20 protein-coding genes are annotated in these 22,133 nt (G+C 65.5%); 8 read left to right on the forward strand and 12 right to left on the reverse strand.

What is annotated here, in order from left to right; genetic code table 11:
* Positions 1–116: 116 nt before the first annotated feature.
* From V9K97_RS23555 to V9K97_RS23570, 4 genes are read left to right on the forward strand one after another with little or no spacing between them, the layout of a single operon-like run.
* Positions 117–782 (forward strand): class II aldolase/adducin family protein, encoded by a 666-nt coding sequence (locus V9K97_RS23555; protein ID WP_337321065.1) that lies wholly within the window; start codon positions 117–119, stop codon positions 780–782.
* A 16-nt stretch (positions 783–798) separates the two neighbouring features.
* Positions 799–1,617 (forward strand): 2-oxo-tetronate isomerase, encoded by an 819-nt coding sequence (gene otnI, locus V9K97_RS23560; RefSeq protein WP_337321067.1) that lies wholly within the window; start codon positions 799–801, stop codon positions 1,615–1,617.
* Positions 1,614–2,810, forward strand: coding sequence for an amidohydrolase family protein (locus V9K97_RS23565; protein ID WP_337321069.1), 1,197 nt, complete (start codon positions 1,614–1,616; stop codon positions 2,808–2,810). Before otnI ends, V9K97_RS23565 begins: the two co-directional genes overlap by 4 nt.
* Positions 2,807–3,286: a RidA family protein gene (locus V9K97_RS23570; RefSeq protein ID WP_258502944.1), complete on the forward strand. Its 480-nt coding sequence runs from the start codon at positions 2,807–2,809 to the stop codon at positions 3,284–3,286. The genes V9K97_RS23565 and V9K97_RS23570 overlap by 4 nt, the downstream gene beginning before the upstream one ends.
* Here V9K97_RS23570 and V9K97_RS23575 read toward each other — a convergent pair.
* The 12 genes from V9K97_RS23575 to V9K97_RS23630 all read right to left on the reverse strand — a co-directional run bounded on the left by V9K97_RS23575 (position 3,279) and on the right by V9K97_RS23630 (position 14,759).
* Positions 3,279–3,950, reverse strand: coding sequence for a TetR family transcriptional regulator C-terminal domain-containing protein (locus V9K97_RS23575; protein ID WP_337321072.1), 672 nt, complete (start codon positions 3,948–3,950; stop codon positions 3,279–3,281). The genes V9K97_RS23570 and V9K97_RS23575 overlap by 8 nt on opposite strands.
* Positions 3,947–4,918, reverse strand: coding sequence for a PDR/VanB family oxidoreductase (locus V9K97_RS23580; protein WP_337321073.1), 972 nt, complete (start codon positions 4,916–4,918; stop codon positions 3,947–3,949). Before V9K97_RS23580 ends, V9K97_RS23575 begins: the two co-directional genes overlap by 4 nt.
* A 17-nt stretch (positions 4,919–4,935) precedes the next feature.
* The gene (locus tag V9K97_RS23585; RefSeq protein WP_258502940.1) at positions 4,936–5,526 is read right to left on the reverse strand and encodes an NAD(P)H-dependent oxidoreductase; all 591 of its coding nucleotides are present in this window, start codon (positions 5,524–5,526) and stop codon (positions 4,936–4,938) included.
* 144 nt (positions 5,527–5,670) lie between these two features.
* A complete protein-coding gene (locus tag V9K97_RS23590) occupies positions 5,671–6,699 on the reverse strand; it encodes an ABC transporter substrate-binding protein (protein ID WP_258502939.1) in 1,029 nt (342 codons plus the stop codon).
* 292 nt (positions 6,700–6,991) lie between these two features.
* Positions 6,992–8,359 carry an FAD-binding oxidoreductase gene (locus tag V9K97_RS23595; protein ID WP_337321075.1) on the reverse strand — a complete coding sequence of 456 codons (1,368 nt, stop codon included), beginning with the start codon at positions 8,357–8,359 and terminating at the stop codon, positions 6,992–6,994.
* Between the two features lie 4 nt (positions 8,360–8,363).
* The gene (locus tag V9K97_RS23600) at positions 8,364–9,257 is read right to left on the reverse strand and encodes an ABC transporter permease (RefSeq protein WP_337321077.1); all 894 of its coding nucleotides are present in this window, start codon (positions 9,255–9,257) and stop codon (positions 8,364–8,366) included.
* Entirely contained in the window at positions 9,241–10,032 is a 792-nt protein-coding gene (locus V9K97_RS23605) for an ABC transporter ATP-binding protein (RefSeq protein ID WP_337321079.1), read from the reverse strand. The genes V9K97_RS23600 and V9K97_RS23605 overlap by 17 nt, the downstream gene beginning before the upstream one ends.
* Positions 10,029–10,850: a creatininase family protein gene (locus tag V9K97_RS23610; RefSeq protein WP_337321081.1), complete on the reverse strand. Its 822-nt coding sequence runs from the start codon at positions 10,848–10,850 to the stop codon at positions 10,029–10,031. Before V9K97_RS23610 ends, V9K97_RS23605 begins: the two co-directional genes overlap by 4 nt.
* A 144-nt stretch (positions 10,851–10,994) precedes the next feature.
* Positions 10,995–12,623: an MFS transporter gene (locus tag V9K97_RS23615; protein WP_337321083.1), complete on the reverse strand. Its 1,629-nt coding sequence runs from the start codon at positions 12,621–12,623 to the stop codon at positions 10,995–10,997.
* Between the two features lie 15 nt (positions 12,624–12,638).
* Positions 12,639–13,409 (reverse strand): amino acid ABC transporter permease, encoded by a 771-nt coding sequence (locus V9K97_RS23620; RefSeq protein WP_337321085.1) that lies wholly within the window; start codon positions 13,407–13,409, stop codon positions 12,639–12,641.
* A 38-nt stretch (positions 13,410–13,447) separates the two neighbouring features.
* The gene (locus V9K97_RS23625; protein WP_337321087.1) at positions 13,448–14,206 is read right to left on the reverse strand and encodes a basic amino acid ABC transporter substrate-binding protein; all 759 of its coding nucleotides are present in this window, start codon (positions 14,204–14,206) and stop codon (positions 13,448–13,450) included.
* A gap of 76 nt (positions 14,207–14,282) precedes the next feature.
* Positions 14,283–14,759: an Lrp/AsnC family transcriptional regulator gene (locus tag V9K97_RS23630; protein ID WP_337321089.1), complete on the reverse strand. Its 477-nt coding sequence runs from the start codon at positions 14,757–14,759 to the stop codon at positions 14,283–14,285.
* A gap of 179 nt (positions 14,760–14,938) precedes the next feature.
* Here V9K97_RS23630 and V9K97_RS23635 point away from each other — a divergent pair, with 179 nt between their 5' ends.
* From V9K97_RS23635 to secF, 4 genes are all read left to right on the forward strand, one after another.
* Complete coding sequence (locus tag V9K97_RS23635; protein WP_337321090.1) at positions 14,939–18,547, forward strand: indolepyruvate ferredoxin oxidoreductase family protein; 3,609 nt, start codon at positions 14,939–14,941, stop codon at positions 18,545–18,547.
* Positions 18,548–18,804: 257 nt separating this feature from the next.
* Positions 18,805–19,137: a preprotein translocase subunit YajC gene (gene yajC, locus V9K97_RS23640; protein WP_126748582.1), complete on the forward strand. Its 333-nt coding sequence runs from the start codon at positions 18,805–18,807 to the stop codon at positions 19,135–19,137.
* 84 nt (positions 19,138–19,221) lie between these two features.
* Positions 19,222–21,105, forward strand: coding sequence for a protein translocase subunit SecD (secD, locus tag V9K97_RS23645; RefSeq protein WP_258502932.1), 1,884 nt, complete (start codon positions 19,222–19,224; stop codon positions 21,103–21,105).
* 18 nt (positions 21,106–21,123) lie between these two features.
* The gene (gene secF / locus V9K97_RS23650) at positions 21,124–22,083 is read left to right on the forward strand and encodes a protein translocase subunit SecF (RefSeq protein ID WP_258502931.1); all 960 of its coding nucleotides are present in this window, start codon (positions 21,124–21,126) and stop codon (positions 22,081–22,083) included.
* The last annotated feature ends 50 nt before the right edge of the window (positions 22,084–22,133 follow it).

A 22,133-nucleotide genomic window follows, 5' to 3' on the forward strand; every position in this document is an offset into this window, starting at 1 on the left:
TGCTCCCCGCAGCGAAATAAAGGAGGAGCCGAAGGCGGGGGACATTCGCGGAGGGGAGTACCCGGTGGCCTGTGCACACGCCCTGAACGACGCAATACAAAGCGCGGAAAAGCGACATGAACGAAACCCAGGCTAGAGAAGAAATCTGCCGCGTAGGCCGCAGCCTTTTCGAACGCGGCTATGTGCATGCGACGGCAGGCAACATCAGCGTGCGGCTCGATGACGGCTTTCTCATCACGCCAACCGATGCCTGCCTCGGCTTCCTCGACCCCGCGCGCTTGGCCAAGCTCGACACTCAGGGCAACCAGACAGCCGGCGACCGAGCCAGCAAGACCATTGCGCTGCACACGCGCATCTATGCGGCGGCGCGCAAATTCGATGTAGGCACGGCCTGCGTAATTCACACGCACAGCACGCACTGCGTTGCACTCACGCTTGGCGCGCAAGGCGATGAACTCCTGCCCGCGCTCACGCCGTATTTCGTGATGAAGGTCGGTCACGTGCCGCTTATTCCTTATCACCGCCCCGGCGCGCCCGAAGCGGCCGAGCTGGTCGCACAAGCCATTGAGCGCCGCGGTGCGGCCGGCACGCCGATTCGTGCCGTGATGCTCGAACGCCTCGGACCCAATGTGTGGCACGAGACTCCGGCCTCCGCCATGGCCGTGCTCGAGGAACTCGAAGAAACCGCAAAGCTCCATCTGCTCACCGGCACGGCCAAACCCCAGCCGCTGAGCGATGAACAGATCGACGAACTGCGCCGCACTTTCGGCGCGCGCTGGTAATAGTAAAAAGCACCCCATGCCTCAATTTGCCGCCAACCTCTCGATGCTCTATCCGGAGCTCGACTTTCTTGACCGCTTCGAAGCCGCCTCGAAAGATGGCTTCAAGGCCGTCGAATATCTGTTCCCTTATGCCTTCGACCGCAACGAGATTGCTGCGCGCCTGAAGCACAACGGCCTGCAGCAGGTGCTCTTCAACGGCCCCCCGGGCAACTGGGACGGCGGCGAGCGCGGCCTTGCCTGCCTGCCGGGCCGCGACGCCGAGTTTCGCGAAGGCATGGCCAAGGCCATCGACTACGCCGCGGCGCTCGACTGCCCGCGCATCCACATCATGGCGGGCCTGGTGCCCGAGGGCCTGGAACGCGAAGCCGTGCAGCCTGTGTATGTGGACAACCTGCGCTGGGCCGCCGCCGAAGCCGCCAAGGCGGGCCGCGACGTGCTGATCGAGCCGATCAACACGCGCGACATTCCGCGCTTCTTTCTGAACCGGCAAGACCACGCGCACGAAATCGTCGACATGGTGGGCGCGCCCAACCTCAAGGTGCAGATGGATCTTTACCACTGCCAGATCGTCGAAGGCGACGTGGCCATGAAGATCCGTAAGTACCTGCCGACCGGCCGCGTGGGCCACATTCAGATTGCCGGCGTTCCAGAGCGCCACGAGCCCGACATCGGCGAGCAGAACTACCCATACCTGTTCGACCTGATCGACGAAGTCTCGGCGCAGTGCGGCTGGCAGGGCTGGATCGGCTGCGAATACCGGCCCAGCCGCGGCATGGAACCCGGCGGCACTTCGGCCGGCCTGGGCTGGCTGCGGGCACTGCAACAGCACGCATGAAGCTCGAGTCCGTGCGCATTCCGACGCGGCTGCGAGGCTTTGCCGCGGGCGATGCGCAGGTGTTCGACGTGACCTTGGCCGGCGACCGTGTGCAGGCCGTCGTGCCGAGCGCGTCGCAGTCGAGCGCGCGTGGCACCTTGCTGAGTGCGTTGGTCGAAGCGCACGCGCACATCGACAAGAACTACACCGTGCAGGAGGTCGGCGCGGCCGAGGGCAACCTGTTCGCGGCCATCGAACGCATGGACAAGCACCGCGCGGGCTGGACCGGCGAAGCGCTGCGACCGCGCATGGCACGCGCGCTGCACGACGCCTGGCAATCAGGCACGCGCGCGCTGCGCACGCACATCGACTGGGTGCAGGCCGAGCCGCCGGCCGCGCTCGCAGTGTTCGAAGCCTTGCGCCATGAATGGCGCGGGCGCATCGAGCTGCAGTTCGTCTCTCTCACCCCGCTGGATCTGTTTGCGGACCTCGACGCCGGCGAGCGCATCGCGCGCGAGGTAAAACGCGCGGGCGGCACGCTCGGTGCCTTCGTCTATCGCAACGAAGGCCTGCTGCACAAGCTAGGCCGCGTTTTCGACCTGGCACAAGACCATGGCCTGGGTCTCGACTTTCATGTCGACGAAGGCCTCGACGCCGACGCGAGCGGCTTGCGCAGCATTGCGCAGTTGATTCGCGCGCGCGAGTTCCGGCGCGGCGTGGTCTGCGGCCACTGCTGCTCGCTGACCGCCCAGGACGATGCGGTGGCCAACGAAACGCTGGCACTGTGCGCCGGCGCGGGTCTTCACATCGTTTCGCTGCCGACCACCAACCTGTACCTCCAGGGTGCCTGGGACCGCACGCCCGTGCAACGCGGCATCACGCGCATCCACGAGGCGGCGGCACGGGGCTTGCGTGTGAGCCTGGCAACGGACAACGTGCAGGACGCCTTCTATCCTTATGGCAGCTACGATCTTCTGGAAACCTTCGGCCTTGGCGTGCAAATGGCGCACCTCGCACCCGCGGGCGAATGGTTCGATGCGATCACCGTCAGCCCCGCGAAGGCGCTCGGCCTTGCGTGGGACGGACGCATTGCGCCGGGCTGCCCCGCCGACCTGGTGCTGCTCGCGGCCACCGATGAGCATGAACTCATCGGACCGCGCGGGCGCCAACGCACCGTAATCCGTGCCGGTCAAATTCTGGAGCAAACACAATGAAAAGCACGACGAGTATGGGCAAGCCAATGGCCAACTACGCCGCCGCCAAGCGCGTGGGCGATTTCGTCTTCATGAGCGGCGTGGTCGCGGTCGATCCGGCCACGCGACGCGCTGTGGCCGGCTACGACGCCATCCCCGAAGAAGCCCGCACGGCCTTGCAGGGCGTGGGCTATGCCACGGGCCAGATGTCGGTCGACATCTTCGAAGCGCCCATCGTGGCGCAGAGCTGGTTCGTGCTCGAACGCATCCGCCAGATTGCCGCCGAGCACGGCGGCACCATGGAAGACGTGGTCAAGCTGGTGCAGTACTTTCGGCACCTGCCGCACTATGCGTTCTACAACCGCGTGCGCGGGCTGTTCTATCCGGGCGAGCCGCCGGTGAGCACGGTGGTCGAGGTGTCGCGCTTCCTGCCGGGCGACGAAGTGCTGGTGGAAGTGGAAGCCACCATGTACCTGCCGCAGCACCGGCCTATTTGACGCCCGCGCCCTTCAGCAGGAATTCGGTCACCTGCTCGATCAGGTAGCGCCGGTCCCTGTCGTCGCCGTCTTGCGCAACGTTGCGAAAGTACGCGGCCTGCGTGGCGTGGTCGGCATAGAACTGCGTCACGGCCCAGATGTGGAACAGCACCAGCATCGGGTCGGCCTTGTCCATCAGGCCCTGGTTCATCCAGTTCTGGATCACGGCGGCGGCCTGGTCGGTGCGCTGCTTGCTCGTGTCCATCATGCTGTTGAGCACGGGGGCGCCGTGCATCATCTCGGCCGTAAAAATACGCGAGCGCAGCGGGTGCTCGAACGAGAACACCATCTTCCGGTGGATCAGGTCGCCCAGCACCTTGCGCGGGCCGAAGGCCTCGTCCGCAAAGCCGAACACCACGATCCAGTCGTTGAGAATGTCCTGCAGGATCTGGCGGTACAGCGCTTCCTTGCTCTCGATGTAGTAGTGCAGCTGCGCCTTCGAAAGCCCAGCCTTGTCGGCAATCGCCTGGGTGGATGCGCCCGCCAGTCCCTCACTGGCAAACACCTCGATGGCGGCCTGGTTGATGACGCCGAGCACCTGCGTGTATTTGCGCGAACGGCCGCGCGTGGCGGGCGCCTCGCCGATGCTTTCGTCGGTAGTGCCGATTGCGGGCCGCGCATTCACAGCTGCAGTACCAGTTCCTGGCCCTTGGCGCGCGAGCAGCACAGGGCCACTTTCGTGCGGCGCTCGGTGCCCGTGAGGCAGAAGTCGCGGTGCTCCGCGCCTTCGCCGTCTCCTTCGACCACGCAGGTACCGCACAGGCCCTGCTGGCATGACACCGGAATGTCGATGCCGACTTCATGCAGTGCATCGACGGCGGTCTGGTCGGCCGCCACCGGCACCGTGATGCCGCGCTGCGCGAGCTTCAGCGTGAAGGGCAGGCCGGTGCTGGTGTTCGCATCGGCCGGCGCGGCGAAGTATTCGGCGTGCAGCGCGTCTTCGGGCCAGTGCGCAGCCGCTTCGCGCACCGCCTTCATGAAGCCGCCGGGGCCGCAGACGTACAGGTGCGTGCCGGGTGCACGCTCGGCCAGCAGCGCACGCAGGTCGATGCGCTGCGTGGCATCGCCCTGGTCCAGGTGCAGCCGCAGGTGCGGTGCGAGCGTCGGCGAATGCAGTGCGTCTGCAAAGGCCAGGTGCTCTTCGCTGCGCGCGAACACGCACAGGGTGAAGTTGGCGCCGCGTGCCGCAAGCGCTTGGGCCATGGCCAGCAGCGGCGTCATGCCGATACCGCCGGCCAGCAGCAAGTGCCGCGTTGCCGCTTCGCGCAGCGGAAAGGTGTTGCGCGGCGCGCTGATGGCCAGCAGGTCGCCCTCGCGCACGCGCTCGTGCATCGAGGCCGAGCCGCCGCGGCTTTGGGCCTCGCGCTTCACGCCGATCACGTACGAGGCGGCATTCGACGGCGCATCGGAAGACCATCGCGCCAGCGAGTATTGGCGCGAGAAGCCCCCGGGCATGAACACATCGATGTGCGCGCCGGCTTCATAGCCCGGCAGTCCACGGCCCCACGGATGCGCCAGCTCGAAAGCCAGAATTTCCGGCGTCTGCCGCGAGATGCGTTCGACGCGGACGGTGAGCATGCGTTCAAGGCTCATGGTGTGTGTCTCCCTGGCTAGATGCTCTGCAGCTTGCGCGACACGCGTTCGATGAAATGGATGCGGTCGCGTTCGGTGACTGCGTTCATGTCGTGCAGCTGCAGCCACGTGACCTTGCAGCGCCACGCAAACAGCGCCCGCAGCGCGCGCGTGAAGAGCCGTCGGCCCGGGTCGCCGATGAGCATCACGAACCAGCGCGGCGAGCCGCCCGTGGTCACCACCGTCAACCGCCGGATGTGCCGCATGCCCGACTTGGCAACCTGCCCCTTGCGCTCTGCGGGGAGGAACGCAACGCCGGGCAGCCACACGCGCTCGAGCCAGCCCTTGAGCATGGACGGCGGTCCATGAAACCAGGTGGGGTAGACGAACACCAGGTGCTCGGCCCACAGCAGCGCTTCGACATGGGGCTTCACGCGTTCGCGGATGAGTTCGGGGTTGTCCAAGTAGGCGATGCGCTCTTCGCGCGTCAGCGTCGGGTCGAAGCCCTCGGCGTACAGATCGATGGCCTTGACGGGGTGCCGCGGCTCCAGCGCCGCAAGGGCCGTGCGGTAGAGCGCGTGGTTGAAGCTCTCAGGGTTCGGATGGCAGTGGACGACGAGCGTTTTCATGAAAGAGAGGGCCGGTTCGCCTGTCGGCGAGACGGGGTCAGAGCCCAGGGAACAAAGAGCCGCGCAGTGCCTTATGGCAACCCAGGCGCCGGCATCTGACCCCGGCGCAAGCCCCGCGCGGCCCGCGGGAAAAAACCGAGCCGCTTATTTGCCGGCGAGCTTCTTGCGAACGTCGAGCCCGACGCCCTTGTTGACGAACTGCGTGGTCACGACCTTCGAAAGGTCGATCTCGCCGGGCTTGTACAAACCGGCCTTCACCATCTTGTCGTAGAAGTCCTTCACACGTGCTTCGTCCATCGCGCCAATGCCCTTGGTGAGCGATTCGCCGCTGTCGACAATGCCCATCTTCTTCATGAGTTCGATGGAGCCCTGCGATGCGGCCACAGGCGAGTCGGGGTTGATCTTGGCGATCATCTCGTTGGCTGCCTTGTTGTCGCCGTAGAGATAGTTGTTCCAGCCGATGATCGAGGCCTCGACAAACTTGCGCACGGTTTCGGGCTTGGTCTTGACGAGGTCGGCGCGCGTTTCGATGGTGGTCGAGTAGGTCGAAAAGCCGTTGTCGGCCAGCAGCTGCACCACGGGGTCGAAGCCGGCCTGCGCCTTGATCGACAGCGGCTCCGAGATGGCGTAGCCTTGCTGAATAGACTTCTTGTCGGCCAGGAACGGGCCCACGTTGAAGGTGTAGGGCTTGAGCTGCGAATCCTTGAAGCCGTGCTCCGACTTCATCCACTGCCAGAAGCTGAACTGGCCGTCCTTGCCGATGAAGGCGACGGGGGCCTTGGCCATGTCCTTGAAGGTGTCGAAGCCCTGGCCCGGGTGCGCAAACATGGCCTGCGGATCTTTCTGGAAGAAGGCCGCAACCACGACGGTGGGCACGCCGTTCTTCACGTTGTCGAAGGACTGCAGCAGGTTGCCGGTCATCAGAAAGTCGACCTTGCCGGCCGGCAGCATCGGCCGGTTGTTGACCATGGGGCCGCCCTGCTGAATGTCGACGTCGAGCCCGTATTTCTTGTAGGTGCCGTCCACCAGTGCCTGGTAGAAGCCGCCGTGGCCGGCCTGCGCTTTCCAGTTGGTGGCAAACACCACTTTTTCCTGCGCCTGTGCGGCGAAGGCAGCGGCCGCGAGGGCAAGGGCTAGAGCAAGCGGACGGATGGTCAGAGCGGGAACGCGCATGGCAGTGGACTCCTGGGTTGAATGCTGCGGGGGATTTTCATGTCAGCGGGCGTCTGATGGAACTTTTGGGCGCCGTTTTTGGAGGTGCTGTTGTTCTTGGCGCTGTGTTCAGGGCGTGTGCAAAGGCCACCGGGTACTCCCCTCCGCGAATGTCCCCCGGGGCTGCGCCCCTCCTCCTTTATTTCGCTGCGCGGAGCACCCGATGCCCTGTGCACTTGGGCACGCGGCGGGTGCGCACCACGAACAGCTGCCCTCGAGACCAACGCCGCCAAAGACAAAGCACGACGTCATTTCAACGCTCCACAGCCATATCGGGAGTCCAGCCGCGCGTCTTTCCAGGGTTCATCAAACCCATAGGATCGCTGCGCTTCTTGAACTCGATCTGCTGCGTGTCGATGGTCTTCATTCCGCCGTCCTCGATGGTGAACACATGCGGATTGAAGATCTGGCAGCCGCCCTGCGATTCGATCTCGCGAATCACTTCGTACTGGTGGGCCTCGCCCTTCCATCGCACCAGCAGGATGCCGAAGGTGCCGCATTCGCCGCCGGCGCGCGCAAAGTCCTGGTGCTGCAGAACGTCGTCACCGAAGATTTGCAGATGGCGCTCGACAACTGCCGGGTCGAATGGTTGGGCGTAGGCGACTTGCAGGTACGTCCAGCCGCGGTCGGCCTTCAGCGCCTGCAGGGTGGTGTGGTTGAACGCGCATTCATAGGCGGGCGGCAGACCGTCGGCGAGCAGCTCGGCCTCCGTGCCGGCGACAGAGATCGTGCCGCCGTGCGTATTGGCCAGCGCGCGGAAATCCGCCATCGATTCGGGCGAGACCATGGTGAAAACCGCATGCCGGTTGCTTGGGAAGCGGTCGCGCATCGCCGTGTAGTAGGGCGAAAAGCGCGCTTCGACGGTCGAGAGCAAGAAGATGTCCAGCGTCGGCGCCTGCGCGGCAATGCCGAAGTCGAGTGCGCCGCGGTATGTGTCGAACAGCACCGTGCAGTGCACCCATTCGACTGCCGGGTTTAGCGCCACCTCCACGTCGAGGATCACGCCGTTGGTGCCGTAGGCGTGGTGCACCTGCTGGATTTCGTCGCCGTGCAGCTCGATGGTGCGCGGCTCGCGCTCCACCGTCATCACGCGCGCGCGCAGCAGGTTGCCCGGGTCGCGAAGGATGCCGTGGCGGAAGGAGCCGATGCCGCCGAAGCCGCCCGCGATGAAACCGCCGATGCTGGCCACATGCCAGGTCGAGGGCCACATGCGCAGCGCCTGGCCTGTCTCGCGCGCGGCAAGGTCGATGTCGTGCATGCGCGCGCCGGCCTCCACGCGCATGCGGCCCGGCTGGATGTCGAGCACGCGGCACATCTGCGTTACGTCGAGCACGATGCCGCCTTCGAGCGGCACGCACTGGCCGTAGTTGCCGGTGCCTCCGGCGCGCACGGTGAGCGGCAGCTTCCACTTGGCGGCCACGGCCGCGGCCTGGCGCGCATCGTCCTCGGTGCTGACCTTCACGACGAGGTCTGCCACGCAGCCCGCGAGCTGCGCGGTGAGGATGGGGCTGTACCAGTAGAAGTCTTTCGACAGCTGCTTGCGTTGGTTTGGCGCGGTAATGACGTTGAGCCCGCGCAGGTCCGCATGCAGGGCGCTCCAGTCGACTTGCGCTGCTGCCATGGTGCTAGCGTTCACGGCGCATTTCGCTTTCATGCCAATGGCCGAGCACCAGGCGCGACAACGCAGCGAACACGATGAAGACCACGATACCGAGCAGCGACACCAGCAGCAGCGCCGCGAACATCATCGGGATCTCGGTGCGAAAGCTTGATTCGAGAATGCGCGAAGCCAACCCCGTTTCCTTGCCCGCCGTACCTGCCGTGAACTCGGCCACCACCGCGCCGATCAGGCTCAGCCCGCCGGCAATCTTCAGGCCCGCCATGAAGTACGGCAGCGCACTGGGCGCGAGCAGGTAGCGGAAGGTCTGCCAGGGCGAGGCCTTGTAGAGCTGGAACAGGTCGCGCAGATTGCTGTCGGCGCTTTTCAGGCCGACGACGGTGTTCGACAGGATCGGAAAGAAAGCCACGATCCATGCGCAGAGCAACAGCGCCGCGGTGGTGCTCGAGACGTAGATCAATATCAGCGGCGCAATTGCGATGATCGGCGTTACCTGCAGGATCACGGCAATCGGGAAAAGGCCGATCTCCACCCACTTGAAGAGCGCGAACGCAATCGCCAGCAGCACACCGCCGACGATGGCCGCGGCCAGCGCCAGCAGCGTGAGCTTGACCGTGAACCACAGCGCGCTTGAAAGCGACGCCCAGTTGTCGAACAGCGTGCGCAGGATGAGCGAAGGCGCGGGCAGGATGTAGTGCGGAATGTTGTTGGCGCGCACCATCCATTCCCATGCCAGCAGCAGCGCAATGACGATGGCCGCCGGCACCACGATGCGCAGCACCGAATCGCGCCGGCGCAGCTTGTCTTCATGCGCGCGCAGCATTGCTTCCGACGGCGCCGCATCGGCCGGGTCCGCCGCCACCTCGGCGGCGGGCGCCACGGGCTCAGTGATCGACGTCATGCAGCGCTCCGTGCAGGGATTGCGACACCGCCGTGCAGTGCGCGTTGTAGCGGCTCGAGGTGCGGAATTCTTCGCCGCGCGGGTACGGCTCATCGATGCGGATCTCGTCGATCACGCGGCCGGGGCGGGCGGCCATCACCACGATGCGATTGGAGAGATACACCGACTCGTACACGCTGTGCGTGACGAACACCACCGAGAAGCGATGTTCGCGCCAGATGGCGAGCAGGTCGTTGTTGAGCTTGATGCGCGTCATTTCGTCGAGCGCGGCAAAGGGCTCGTCCATCAGCAACAGGCGCGGATGCGTGACCAGCGCGCGCGCAATCGACACGCGCATCTTCATGCCACCCGAAAGCTCGCGCGGGTACACGTCGGCAAAGCGCGAGAGGCCGACCATCTCCAGCACTTGCTGCACGACCGGCGCGGCCGCATCGCGGCTCATGCCGGCCAGCTTGAGCGGCAGCCACACATTGTCGAACACCTTGGCCCACGGCATGAGCGTGGGCTCCTGGAACACGAAGCCCAGGTCGCGGTCGCTCTGCGTCTTTCCGGTGTTGGCGCCGGACCAGTGCATGTCGCCCGAGCTGAGCCGGGTGAGCCCGGCGATGAGCCTGAGTGCGGTGCTCTTGCCGCAGCCCGATGGGCCGAGAAAGCTGATGAAGTCGTGCTCGCCGATGTCGAGCGTCATGCCCTGCAGTGCGAGCGTGCCGTTGGCAAAGCGCTTGCTGACGTGGCGCAGGCTGACCAGCGGCGGAGTGGCGGTGGTGGAGCTCATTTCCAGGCGGGCTCGTTGGCAAGGCGCGAAAGCGGAAAGCGGTCGACCTCGTGCAGCAGCTCGACGAAGCGCCGGCCCACATGGTCGAGCACCGCGGCGCCCTTATCGGCAGTGGCGCGCGTGGCATCGCCGGCGGCCCCCGCAGGGTTGATGTCGTGCATCTGCCAGCCGAGCTTGCCGCTGGGCGTGATCGAGAGAAACTTGTTTTCAGCGGCCAGCTGCTCGGTCATCGAGCTGAAGTTCTGGAACTGGTCCTTCCGCACGTAGTCGGGCGTGAGGTGCAGCATCACCGAGCTTTCGAGGTCGCCCGCGTGAATGCCGTGCTTGCCCTCGTGCGGGGTGAACAGGCCTTCGGGCAGGCCCAGCGTGTACCAGTTGGCGGCCACGACCATCATGCCGTGTTCCTCGCGCAGGTCGCGCGCTACGATGTCCATCACGCTCATCTGGCCGCCGTGGCTGTTGTAGAGCACCAGCTTGCGCACCCCGGCTTTTGCAACGCAGGCGCCGATGTCCTTCCACAGCGAGATCAGCGTGTTCGCGGACACGGTGAGCGTGCCCGGGTAGCGCGAGTGCTCGTTGCTCTTGCCGTAGGGCACGGTGGGGAGAAACAGCACCGGCAGGTCATCCGGCAGGTGCGGGAGGGTGGCGCGCACCATGCCGTCGATGGTGGCCGTGTCGGTCGACATGGGCAGATGGGGCCCGTGCTGTTCGGTGGCGCCGACCGGCAGCACGGCAATGAGCCGTTCACGGTCGAGGCGGGAGAACTCTTCGCTGGTCAGGTCGGACCAGAAGCGGCTGCGCAGGGGGACCGGGTTCATCGTGGCGTACCTCGTGGTGACGGGCAATCAGGGCGGGATGATGGTCTAAATTATCCAATCGGTCAAAAAAAGATGAGTCGGTAGTTACCCAGACAGGCCGATCACCCAAAAACAACTGCCCCAAACCAAAGCGGCCGGTCTGATTCAGCGCTTGACCACATAGCGAGTCACCACGGGCGGCGACTCGCCGATGTGAAACGCCAGCCGCCGTTCGCGCAAGGCCATGTCGGCAGCCGTGGCGCGGTTGAAGCGGCGCAGGTGGTCGGTCCAGCTTTCGTCGACGATCTCTTCCACGTAGCGGCCGGGCTCCGAGATGTCGTGCAGCAGTTCCCAGCCGATGGCGCCCTGGCCGAGCCGTGCGCGGCGCGTCTGGTGCATCACGAGGTGGAAGGCCGCCGCGCGTGCCGGGTCGATCATGTATTCGATGGTGATGACCACGCGGCCGTTTTCTTCGGGCGTTTCCGCGGGCGGGCCCGCCGCCCATCCGGCGCGCGCGGGGCTCATGTCGGCCTCTTCGCCCGAGACGTCGGTTACCCAGCGCAGCGCCGCCAGCATCATCAGCGTGCCGCTCACCGCGGCAATTTCGAGGCTGGAGCGCAGGTTGGTGACGGTGGCCACCTGGCCCCACAGCGCCGCGCCGATCGCGCTCGCACCCATGATGGCCATCTGGTAGGTGGACATGCCGCGTGCGCGCACCCAGTCGGGCAACGCGAGCTGCGCCGACACCGAGAGCGAATTGGCCACCGTGATCCACGCCATGCCGCCGAAGAACATGGCAGGCACCGCAACCCACGCGTTGGGCGCAAAAGCCATCACCCCGGTGGCGAGCGACTGCAGCACCGTACCGCGCAGCACCAGCTGGTCGCGCCCCAGCGCCTGGCGCAGCCGCGGCAGGAACAGCACCGCGACGATCGCGCCCGAGCCCATGGCGGCCAGCAGCAGCGTGAAGGTGCCCGCGCCGCCGCCCTCGAGGTTGCGCGCCAGGAGCGGCAGCAGCGCAAGCAGCGCGGTGGAGTGAAAGAAGAAGATCGTGATGCGCGAGAGCACCGCCCGCATGCGCTGCGACTGCCAGACGAACTGCACACCCACGCGCATGGCGCTGATGAGCCGCTCGCGCCCCAGCGGATTGGGCTTGTGCTCGCGCCGCCAGCGCAGCACCACGAAGCCCGAGGCCACCGACAGCACCGCGTTGAGCGCAAACACCCAGACGCTGCCCGCGCTGGCAATCAGCATGCCGGCCGTGAGCGGGCCGATGATGCGCGAGGCATTCATCGCAATGCCGTTCAGGCCCAACGCCGCCGGCAGCTGCGGCCGCGGCACCAGCTCAGGCACGATGGCCGAGAACACCGGCCAGCGCAGCGCCAGGCCGATGCCGTTGGCGAAAGTGAGTGCCAGCAAAAGCGGTGCGGTCATCATGTCCAGCGCAATGGCCGCGCACAGCACGATGGCCGTGCCCGCCAGCCAGAACTGCGTGGCCACCAGCCAGCGCCGGCGGTCCAGGATGTCGGCCAGCGCCCCGCTGGGCAGCCCCAGCAGGAACACCGGCAAGGTGGAGGCCGACTGCACCAGCGCCACCCAGATGGGCGAGGTGGTCAGCGAAGTCATCATCCACGCCGCCGCCACGTCGCTCATCCACATGCAGATGTTGGCGATGAGCCAGGTGCTCCACAGCATGCGGAACACGGGCAGCTTGAGCGGCTCCAGCGCCGCGAACTTCGGCGGCTGCGGCCGCGCGGGGGGAATGGGTGTCTCTTCGGGGGAAATCGGTGGCATGTCGCCCGATTGTGCCTATCCCCTGTCGCTGCGCGCCAGGCGGTGTTCGAGCCGCCGCAGCATCGTGGTGAGCATCAGCGTCATCACCCAGTACACCACCGAAATCGCAAGGTACGGCTCCCAGTAGCGCGCATAGGCGCCGGCCACCGTGCGTGCGGCGTAGGCCAGTTCGGCCAGGCCGATGGCCGAGACCAGCGACGTGTCTTTGAGCAAGGCGATTGCGTTGTTGCCCAACGGCGGCAGCATGCGGCGGAAGGCCTGCGGCAGCACCACGTAGCGCATGACCTGCGCGGGCGTGAAGCCGATCGACCGGCCCGCATCGAACTGTCCGCGCGAAATCGACTGGATGCCGGCGCGGAACACTTCGGAGATGTAGGCCGCCGAATTGAGCGTGAGCGCCACCACGCCCGAAATGAGCGCGCCGTGTTCCTGCTTGAGCGTGCGCGCCAGGTCGCCGTCGATCAGGAGGCCCGTGCTCGGGTGAATGAACACCGGCATCACCGCGAAGTGGATCAGCAGGATCTGCACAAAGAGCGGCGTGCCGCGAAAGAAGCTCACGTACACCGTGGCCGGCCAGCGCAGGAAGAACCGCGCAACCCACGTCCAGGGCGCATGACGCGGCTGCGCGAGCCGCGCCAGCGCCAGGCACAGGCCCCAGCTTGCGCCCAGCAGCACGCACACCACCGTCATGCGCAGCGTCATCCAGGCGCCTTGCCAGAACAGGTCTTTGTATTCGACCAGGATGTCCCAGCGGAACCATCCGAACAACAGGATCGGCTGTTCCATCTAGTGCTCCCTTGCGCCCGGGCCGGACGTGCTGCTGCTCATCGGGCGTTCGGGTCCTTGTTGAACCACTTCTTGTAGATCGTGTTGTAGCTGCCGTCGGCGCGAATGGCGGCCAGGCCGGCCGTGAGCTTGTCGAGCAGCGCCTTGTCGCCCTTCTTCACCACGATGCCGAAGCCCTCTTCAGGGAAGGACTTGTCGTCGATGGTCTTGAGTTCGGGGTTCTGCGCCACGCGGTAGGCGATCACGCCGTTGTCGCCCATGGCGGCATCGACGCCGCCGCCGGCCAGCTCCGAAATGATGAGCGGCGTGCTCTCGAAGCGGCGGATGTTGGGGCTGGTCTTGCCGAACTCGCGCGAGGCGATGTCGTCGGCGGTGGAGGCGCTCACCACGGCAATCTTCTTGCCGGCAAGATCCTTCAGCGACGCGACCGTGCTGCTCTTGGGCAGTGCGATGAGCTGTCGCGCCGCAAAGTAGGGCGGCGTGAAGTCGTAGCTCTGCTTGCGCTTGTCGTTGATGGTCACGCCCGAAATCACCAGGTCGACGTCGCCGTTGTTGAGCGCGCCGAAGATGCCGGTGAACGGCGTGTTGACCACCTTGATCTTCAGGCCCTGCTGCTTGGCAATGGCGTTGATGATGTCGATGTCGAAGCCGACGATCTGCTTGTCCTTGTTCTCGAAGGCGAAGGGCGCGTAGGTGGCGCTGGAGGCCACGGTGAGTTCGCGGTTCTGTGCCTGGGCGCCGAAGGCGAGCGTGGCGGCGGCAAGGCCGAGCGCCAGGGCGCGGCGGATGGAGTTCATGCGGGGTCCTCTTCCTCTTGTTCCGCCAGCTGGCGGCATCTATATGTATGGGGTGGGCGGGAATTCTAGGTTGCAGCTAGCGTGCCAAGTGCCCGAGCGGCCAGGCGCTGCTGGCCTTCACTTCGCCCAGCGAGAAGCTGGTGTGCAGGTCTTTCACGTTCGGCAGGTTCATGAGGTGCTGGCGCGCGAAGGCCGAAAAGCTGTCCAGGTCCTGCGCCACCACCTGCAGCTCGAAGGTGCCGGTGCCGCTGATGTAGTGACAGGCCACCACCTCGGGCAGCTTGCGGATGGCGTCCTCGAGTTGCTGGGTGGCGTCGTGCGTCACACGTTCGGTGTCCACTCGCACGAAAGCGAGCACGCCAAGCCCGATCTTGTGGCGGTCGATCTCGGCGTGGTAGCCCTTGATGAAGCCGGCTTCTTCCAGCGCGCGCACCCGGCGCCAGCAGGGTGCGGCCGAAAGGCCTACGCGCTGCGCAAGCTCGGCATTCGTCAGGCGGCCATCGGCCTGCAGTTCTTGCAGGATTGCAAGGTCGAACTTGTCAATGCTTTCCATAAGTACCGATATTAAGCAAGATTCTTTCTAAAAGGCGTTTTTTTGAGGCGAAGAACGCAAACACCTGTCGCTGGCCCCGGCATACACTTTGCGTGATCATGGGCCCGCGCCCGACCCGGGCACAGACCCACACCCATCAGCCAGGCCCACAAGGCCCTGCCACACGGAGACAGACAAACATGAACGCACCGCTGCCCGAGCACATCCGCAAGGCGCTGGAAACCGTCACGCTCGACGACAAATACAGCCTCGACTACGGCCGGGCCTTCATGAGCGGGGTGCAGGCGCTGGTCAAGCTGCCCATGCTGCAGCGGCTGCGCGACAAGCAGGCCGGCAAGAACACCGCGGGCTTCATCAGCGGGTATCGCGGCTCTCCGCTCGGCGGCTATGACCAGGCGCTATGGAAGGCCAGCAAGTTCCTGAAGGAACAGAACATCGTCTTCCAGCCCGGCGTGAATGAAGAGCTTGCCGCCACGGCGCTCTGGGGCACCCAGCAACTGGGCTTCTCGCCCGCGGGCACCAACAAGTTCGACGGCGTCTTCGGCATCTGGTACGGCAAGGGCCCGGGCGTGGACCGCTGCTCCGACGTCTTCAAGCACGCCAACATGGCCGGCACCACCGAATGGGGCGGCGTGATTGCGGTGGCAGGCGACGACCACATTTCGAAGAGCAGCACGGCCGCGCACCAGAGCGACCACATCTTCAAGGCCTGCGGCACGCCGGTGTTCTTTCCGGCCAATGTGCAGGAAATATTGGACCTGGGCATTCACGCCTTTGCGATGAGCCGCTTCTCGGGCATCTGGTCGGGCATGAAGACGATCCAGGAAATCGTCGAGTCGAGCGCCACGGCCATGATCGACCCGGACCGCGTCGAGATCGTCATTCCCACCGATTTCCAGATGCCGCCCGGCGGCCTGCACATCCGCTGGCCCGACCACGCGCTCGAGCAGGAAGCGCGGCTCATGCACTACAAGTGGTACGCCGCGCTGGCCTACATCCGCGCCAATCGGCTCAACCACAACGTGATCGAAGGCCCGAACGATCGCTTTGGCATCATGGCCAGCGGCAAGGCCTACAACGACACCCGGCAGGCGTTGATCGACCTCGGCTTGGACGACGCCACCTGCCGCCAGTTGGGCATCAGGCTGCACAAGGTGGGGGTGGTGTGGCCGCTGGAGGCGCAGCTCACGCGCGACTTTGCCACCGGCCTGCAGGAAATCCTGGTGGTCGAGGAGAAGCGCCAGGTCATCGAATACCAGCTGAAGGAAGAGCTCTACAACTGGCGCGCCGACGTTCGGCCCAACGTGCTCGGCAAGTTCAACGAGCTCGACGGCGATTTCTCCGGCGGCGAATGGGCCATGCCCAACCCCACCGCCAACACGCTGCTGCGCGCAAATGCCGACCTGAACCCCGCGCTCATCGCCAAGGCCATTGCCCAGCGCCTGCGCAAGCTCGGGATCCTGGACCAGGCCGGCGCCGACATGCATGCGCGCATCGATGCGCAGATCGCCATCCTCGAAGCCAAGGAGCGCTCGATGGAAGTGCTCAAGGTGGGCGGCGTGCAAGGCGCGGACCGCCAGCCTTGGTTCTGCTCGGGTTGCCCGCACAACACCAGCACCGTGGTGCCCGAAGGCTCTCGTGCCATGGGCGGCATCGGCTGCCACTTCATGGCGACCTGGATGGACCGCTCCACGATCGGCTTCACGCAGATGGGCGGAGAGGGCGTGCCGTGGGTGGGCCAGCAGCCCTTCACCACCGACCAGCACATCTTCGCGAACCTGGGCGACGGCACGTATTTCCACAGCGGCCTGCTTGCCATTCGCCAGAGCATTGCCGCGGGCGTGAACATCACCTACAAGATTCTCTACAACGACGCGGTGGCCATGACCGGCGGCCAGCAGGTCGGCGAGCGGCCCGAGGGCCACTCGGTGCTGCAGATTGCCGAAAGCCTGCATGCCGAAGGCGCGAAGAAGGTCGTCATCGTGACCGACGAGCCTGAGAAGTACGAAGGCGTGACCATCCCCGGCGACCATGTGGCGGTGAAGCACCGCGACCTGCTCGACGAGATTCAGCGCGAGTTCCGCGAGATTGTCGGCACCACCGCCATCATCTACGACCAGACCTGCGCCACCGAGAAGCGCCGCCGCCGCAAGCGGGGCACGGCCGTCGATCCGGCCAAGCGCGTGGTCATCAACGACCTGGTCTGCGAAGGCTGCGGCGACTGCAGCGTGAAAAGCAACTGCCTGTCGGTGGAGCCGCTCGAAACCGAGTTCGGCCGCAAGCGCACCATCAACCAGAGCAGCTGCAACAAGGACATGAGCTGCCTCAAGGGCTTCTGCCCGAGCTTCGTCACCGTTGAAGGCGGGCAGCTCAAGAAGAAGACGAAGAACAAGGCCGATACGCCGCTCGAACTCGGCCCGCTGCCCGAGCCGGCCGTGCCGGTGCTGGCGCGCGACCAGGTGTGGGGCATCGTGGTCGCCGGCGTCGGCGGCACGGGCGTGATCACCATCGGCCAGCTGCTGGGCATGGCGGCGCACATCGAGGGCAAGGGCATCGTCACGCAGGACGCGGCCGGCTTGGCACAGAAGGGCGGCGCCACCTGGAGCCATGCGCTCATCGGCGAATCGCAGGACGCGATTCGCACCACGCGCGTCGGCACCGCCGCGGCCGACCTCATTCTGGCGGCCGATCCGCTGGTGGCGGTGAACGCCGAAACCCTGGCGCGCATGCGCGAAGGGCGCACGCACGTGGCGCTCAATACGCACAGCACGCCCACGGCCGCTTTTGTGCGCAACGCCAACTGGGTCAATCCGCAAGACGACTGCGCGAACCAGATCGCACGCGTCGTGGGCACCGATGCGCTCGGCACCTTCGACGCGGACGCGGCCGCCACCACGCTGATGGGCGACAGCCTCTACGCCAACCCGATGCTGCTGGGCTTTGCCTGGCAAAAGGGCTGGATCCCGCTGGCGCTCGAGTCGCTGTTGCGCGCCATCGAACTCAACGCCGTGGCGGTCGAGAACAACAAGACCGCCTTCGCCTGGGGCCGCCAGGCGGCCGCCAACCCGGGCGCGCTGCAAAAGCGTGTGCGCCCCGGCCAGGTCATCGAGTTCAAGAAGCGTGAAACCGTCGAAAGCCTGGTGGCGCGCCGGGCTGAATTCCTGGCGGGCTACCAGAACGCGGCCTATGCCGACGAATACCGCCAGTTCGTGGGCAAGGTGCAGCAGGCCGAATCGGCGCTGGGCAAGACCGCGCTGACCGAAACGGTCGCCCGCTACCTGTTCAAGCTGATGGCGTACAAGGACGAATACGAAGTGGCGCGCCTGCACACCGACCGCAGCTTCCTGGACCGGGTCGAGGGCATGTTCGAGGGCGAGATGGGCAAGGACTTCAAGCTCAACTACCACCTTGCGCCGCCCATCATCGCCAAGAAGAACACCAAGGGCGAGCTGCAGAAGCAGCAATTCGGCCCGTGGATGCTCTCCGGCTTCAGGCTGCTGGCGCGGCTCAAGGGCCTGCGCGGCACGACCCTGGACATCTTCGGGCGCACCGAAGAGCGCAAGACCGAGCGCGCGCTCATTGGTGAATACCGCGCGAGCATCGAAGAGGTGATTGCCGGCCTGCACGCCGAGAACCACGCCCTGGCATTGGAGATTGCCAGCCTGCCCGAGCAGATTCGCGGCTACGGCCATGTGAAGGAGCGCAACCTGGCTGCCGCGCGCACCCGCTGGAGCGAACTGCTCGCCAAGTGGCGCAACCCGCAGACGGCGCAGCGCGTAGCGGCCTGATTCTTGGGAGCAGCCGGCCTCCGGCTGTACTGTGCTCCCGAAAAGATAGCGCCAGACGCGCGCCCCAAGCCCTGGAAAGCCCTGCCCGGCGCGCCGGATAAGCGCGCGGAGCGGGGCATTGCCACGAATACAATGCCCGCTGCTGTGCGCGGCCGATGCCGCTTCACGCTCTGACTCGCGGCCTTTTCCACGGGGCCGCGGAACCGCGGGCCCGTTCCGCGCTTCTGACATTCCTCTTCTCTCTGCTGGAGACTCTCTTGTTCATTTCCTCTGCTTTCGCCCAAACCGCGCCCGCTGCTTCCGGCGGTGGCGACATGTTGTCTTCGCTCGGGAGCATGCTGCCCCTGGTGCTGATGTTCGTGGTGCTGTATTTCGTGATGATCCGCCCGCAAATGAAGCGCCAGAAAGAAGCCCGCGCCATGATCGAGGCGCTCGCCAAGGGTGACGAGGTGGCCACGGCCGGCGGCGTGCTCGGCAAGATCACTTCGCTCGGCGACCAGTACCTCGGCCTCGAGATCGCCAATGGCGTGGAGATCAAGATCCAGCGCAGCGCTGTGGTCCAGGTCTTGCCCAAGGGCGCCGTCAAGTAAGCAATAAATGCGTGGCCCGGCCTTGCGCTTTGTGGAGCAAGGCCTCAAGTCACGCCGTGTTTCGTTTCTGAAAAGCGCTCTCTCATGAACCGTTATCCGGTCTGGAAGTACGCGATCATCGTGATCGTGCTGCTTGTGGGGTTGATCTATTCCCTGCCCAATTTCTTCGGCGAGGCGCCTGCCGTGCAGGTGTCCGCGGCCAAGTCGACCGTCAAGGTCGACGCCGCCACCCAGGGCCGGGTCGAGGAGGCGCTGAAAACAGCCGGGCTCACGCCCGACCTGCTCACGCTCGAAGGCGGCTCGCTGCGCGCGCGCTTCGCCACGCCCGACGAGCAACTGAAGGCGCGCGACGTTCTGCAGCGCACGCTGGTGCCCGATGCGTCCGACCCGCCCTACGTGGTGGCGCTGAACCTGGTTTCGCGTTCCCCGGCGTGGCTCACGTCGCTGCACGCGTTCCCGATGTACCTGGGCCTCGACCTGCGCGGCGGCGTCGACTTCTTGCTGCAGGTCGACATGAAGGGCGCCATCGACAAGAAGGCCGAGTCGTTCGCGGGTGACCTGCGCACCACCTTCCGCGACAAGGGCATTCGCGGCACCTCGGTGAACCGCAACGGCCAGACCATCGAGGTCTCGTTCCGCGACGCGGCGGCGCTGCAAACGGCCAAGCAGCTCATCCAGGACCAGTTCCCCGATCTCGCGACCACCGAAGCGCAAGACGGCGCCAACTGGCGCCTCACCGCCACCATCAAGCCCGAGGCCGCCCGCCGGCTCCAGGACGCGGCGCTCAAGCAGAACATCACCACCCTGCACAACCGGATCAACGAACTCGGCGTGGCCGAGCCTGTGATCCAGCAGCAGGGCCTCGACCGCATCGTGGTGCAGTTGCCCGGCGTGCAGGACACGGCCAAGGCCAAGGACATCCTGGGCCGCACCGCCACGCTCGAAATGCGCCTGGTCGACGAAAGCGCAGAAGGCCGCGCGGCCGAACTGAGCGGCGGACCGGTGCCCTTCGGCTCCGAGAAATTCTTCGAGCGCAACGGCCGCCCGGTGATTGTGAAGAAGCAGGTGCTCGTCACCGGCGAAAGCCTCACCGATGCGCAGCCCGGCTTCGACCAGCAGAGCAACCAGCCGAAGGTCGACCTGACCATGGACGCCAAGGGCGGGCGGATCATGCGCGACGTGAGCCGCGAGAACTACAAGAAGCGCATGGCCATGCTGATCTTCGAAAAGGGCAAGGGCGAAGTGCTCACGGCCCCGTCGATCAACGGCGAACTCGGCAACCGCTTCCAGATTTCGGGCTCGATGACGGTGGCCGAAGCGGCCGACCTCGCGCTGCTGCTGCGCGCCGGCTCGTTGGCCGCGCCGATGGAAATCATCCAGGAACGGACCATCGGCCCAAGCCTGGGCGCCGACAACATCGAAAAGGGCTTCAAGAGCGTGATGTATGGCTTCCTGGCCATCATGGTGTTCATGTGCGCCTACTACGCGCTGTTCGGCCTGTTCTCGTCGATTGCGCTGGCCGTCAACCTGATGCTGCTGGTGGCCATTCTCTCGATGCTGCAGGCCACGCTCACGCTGCCCGGCATTGCGGCCATGGCGCTGGCCATCGGTGTGGCCATCGACTCCAACGTGCTGATCAACGAGCGCGTGCGCGAAGAGCTGCGCAACGGCGCCTCGGCGCAGGCCGCCATTCATGCCGGCTACGACCGCGCCTGGGGCACGATTCTGGACTCCAACGTGACCACGCTGATCGCCGGCATTGCGTTGCTGGCCTTCGGCTCGGGCCCTGTCCGCGGCTTTGCGGTGGTGCACTGCATCGGCATCGTCACCTCGATGTTCTCCGCCGTGTTCTTCTCGCGCGGTCTCGTGAACTTCTGGTACGGCAACAAGAAAAAGCTCAAGTCGGTGTCGATCGGCACCGTGTGGCGGCCCAAGACCGACGGCACCGCCGTGGCTGACGGCAAGTAAAGGTCAAGGACAAGCGCCATGGAATTCTTCCGCATCCACAAGACCATCCCGTTCATGCGCCATGCACTGGTGCTGAACATCATTTCCTTTGCCACCTTCGCGCTGGCGGTGTTCTTCCTGCTGCATCGCGGGCTGCACCTGTCGGTGGAGTTCACGGGCGGCACCGTGATGGAGGTGGCCTACCAGCAGTCCGCCGACATCGGCAAGGTGCGCGAGGCCGTCAGCAAGCTCGGCTATCCGGACGTGCAAGTGCAGAGCTACGGCACGTCGCGCGACGTGCAGATCCGCCTGCCGGCGCAAAAGGGCATGAGCTCCGACCAGCAAAGCGCGCAGGTCATGCAGGCGCTCAAGTCGGTCGACCCCTCGGCCACGCAGCGCGGCTTGGAAGTCGTCGGGCCGCAGGTGGGCGACGAGCTCACCACCAACGGGCTGAAAGCGCTCGGCATGGTGGTGATCGGCATCATGATCTACTTGGCGGTGCGCTTCGAATGGAAGTTCGCCGTGGCCACCGTGCTGGCCAACCTGCACGACGTGGTCATCATCCTGGGATTCTTCGCCTTCTTCCAGTGGGAGTTCTCGCTTGCGGTGCTGGCGGCGGTGCTCGCGGTGCTGGGGTATTCGGTGAACGAGTCGGTCGTGATCTTCGACCGGGTGCGCGAGAATTTCCGCCGCTACCGCAAGATGAGCACGGTGGGGATCATCGACAACGCGATCACCTCGACCATCAGCCGGACCATCATCACGCACGGTTCGACGCAGCTGGTGGTGCTTTCGATGTTCTTCTTCGGCGGCCCGACGCTGCACTACTTTGCCCTGGCACTGACCATCGGCATCTGCTTCGGCATCTACTCGTCGTGCTTCGTGGCGGCGGCCATCGCCATGTGGCTCGGCATCAAGCGCGAAGACCTCATCAAGGGCACCCCGGTCAAGCGCGACGGCGATTCCGAGGACGACCCGAACGCCGGCGCCGTGGTCTGACGGCACCGGATCGAACGAAAGTGCCGCGGGAAGTCAGCAACTGCAAGGAA

The organism is Variovorax sp. CCNWLW186 (assembly GCF_037203865.1).
In the GTDB taxonomy this organism is placed as follows: Bacteria; Pseudomonadota; Gammaproteobacteria; order Burkholderiales; family Burkholderiaceae_C; genus Variovorax.

Coding starts and splice junctions, on each gene's coding strand:
- V9K97_RS23555 (WP_337321065.1), top strand. CDS start 117: ATGAACGAAACCCAGGCTAGAGAAGAAATCTGCCGCGTAGGCCGCAGC.
- otnI (WP_337321067.1), top strand. CDS start 799: ATGCCTCAATTTGCCGCCAACCTCTCGATGCTCTATCCGGAGCTCGAC.
- V9K97_RS23565 (WP_337321069.1), top strand. CDS start 1,614: ATGAAGCTCGAGTCCGTGCGCATTCCGACGCGGCTGCGAGGCTTTGCC.
- V9K97_RS23570 (WP_258502944.1), top strand. CDS start 2,807: ATGAAAAGCACGACGAGTATGGGCAAGCCAATGGCCAACTACGCCGCC.
- V9K97_RS23580 (WP_337321073.1), bottom strand. CDS start 4,918: ATGAGCCTTGAACGCATGCTCACCGTCCGCGTCGAACGCATCTCGCGG.
- V9K97_RS23585 (WP_258502940.1), bottom strand. CDS start 5,526: ATGAAAACGCTCGTCGTCCACTGCCATCCGAACCCTGAGAGCTTCAAC.
- V9K97_RS23590 (WP_258502939.1), bottom strand. CDS start 6,699: ATGCGCGTTCCCGCTCTGACCATCCGTCCGCTTGCTCTAGCCCTTGCC.
- V9K97_RS23595 (WP_337321075.1), bottom strand. CDS start 8,359: ATGGCAGCAGCGCAAGTCGACTGGAGCGCCCTGCATGCGGACCTGCGC.
- V9K97_RS23600 (WP_337321077.1), bottom strand. CDS start 9,257: ATGACGTCGATCACTGAGCCCGTGGCGCCCGCCGCCGAGGTGGCGGCG.
- V9K97_RS23605 (WP_337321079.1), bottom strand. CDS start 10,032: ATGAGCTCCACCACCGCCACTCCGCCGCTGGTCAGCCTGCGCCACGTC.
- V9K97_RS23610 (WP_337321081.1), bottom strand. CDS start 10,850: ATGAACCCGGTCCCCCTGCGCAGCCGCTTCTGGTCCGACCTGACCAGC.
- V9K97_RS23615 (WP_337321083.1), bottom strand. CDS start 12,623: ATGCCACCGATTTCCCCCGAAGAGACACCCATTCCCCCCGCGCGGCCG.
- V9K97_RS23620 (WP_337321085.1), bottom strand. CDS start 13,409: ATGGAACAGCCGATCCTGTTGTTCGGATGGTTCCGCTGGGACATCCTG.
- V9K97_RS23625 (WP_337321087.1), bottom strand. CDS start 14,206: ATGAACTCCATCCGCCGCGCCCTGGCGCTCGGCCTTGCCGCCGCCACG.
- V9K97_RS23630 (WP_337321089.1), bottom strand. CDS start 14,759: ATGGAAAGCATTGACAAGTTCGACCTTGCAATCCTGCAAGAACTGCAG.
- V9K97_RS23635 (WP_337321090.1), top strand. CDS start 14,939: ATGAACGCACCGCTGCCCGAGCACATCCGCAAGGCGCTGGAAACCGTC.
- secD (WP_258502932.1), top strand. CDS start 19,222: ATGAACCGTTATCCGGTCTGGAAGTACGCGATCATCGTGATCGTGCTG.
- secF (WP_258502931.1), top strand. CDS start 21,124: ATGGAATTCTTCCGCATCCACAAGACCATCCCGTTCATGCGCCATGCA.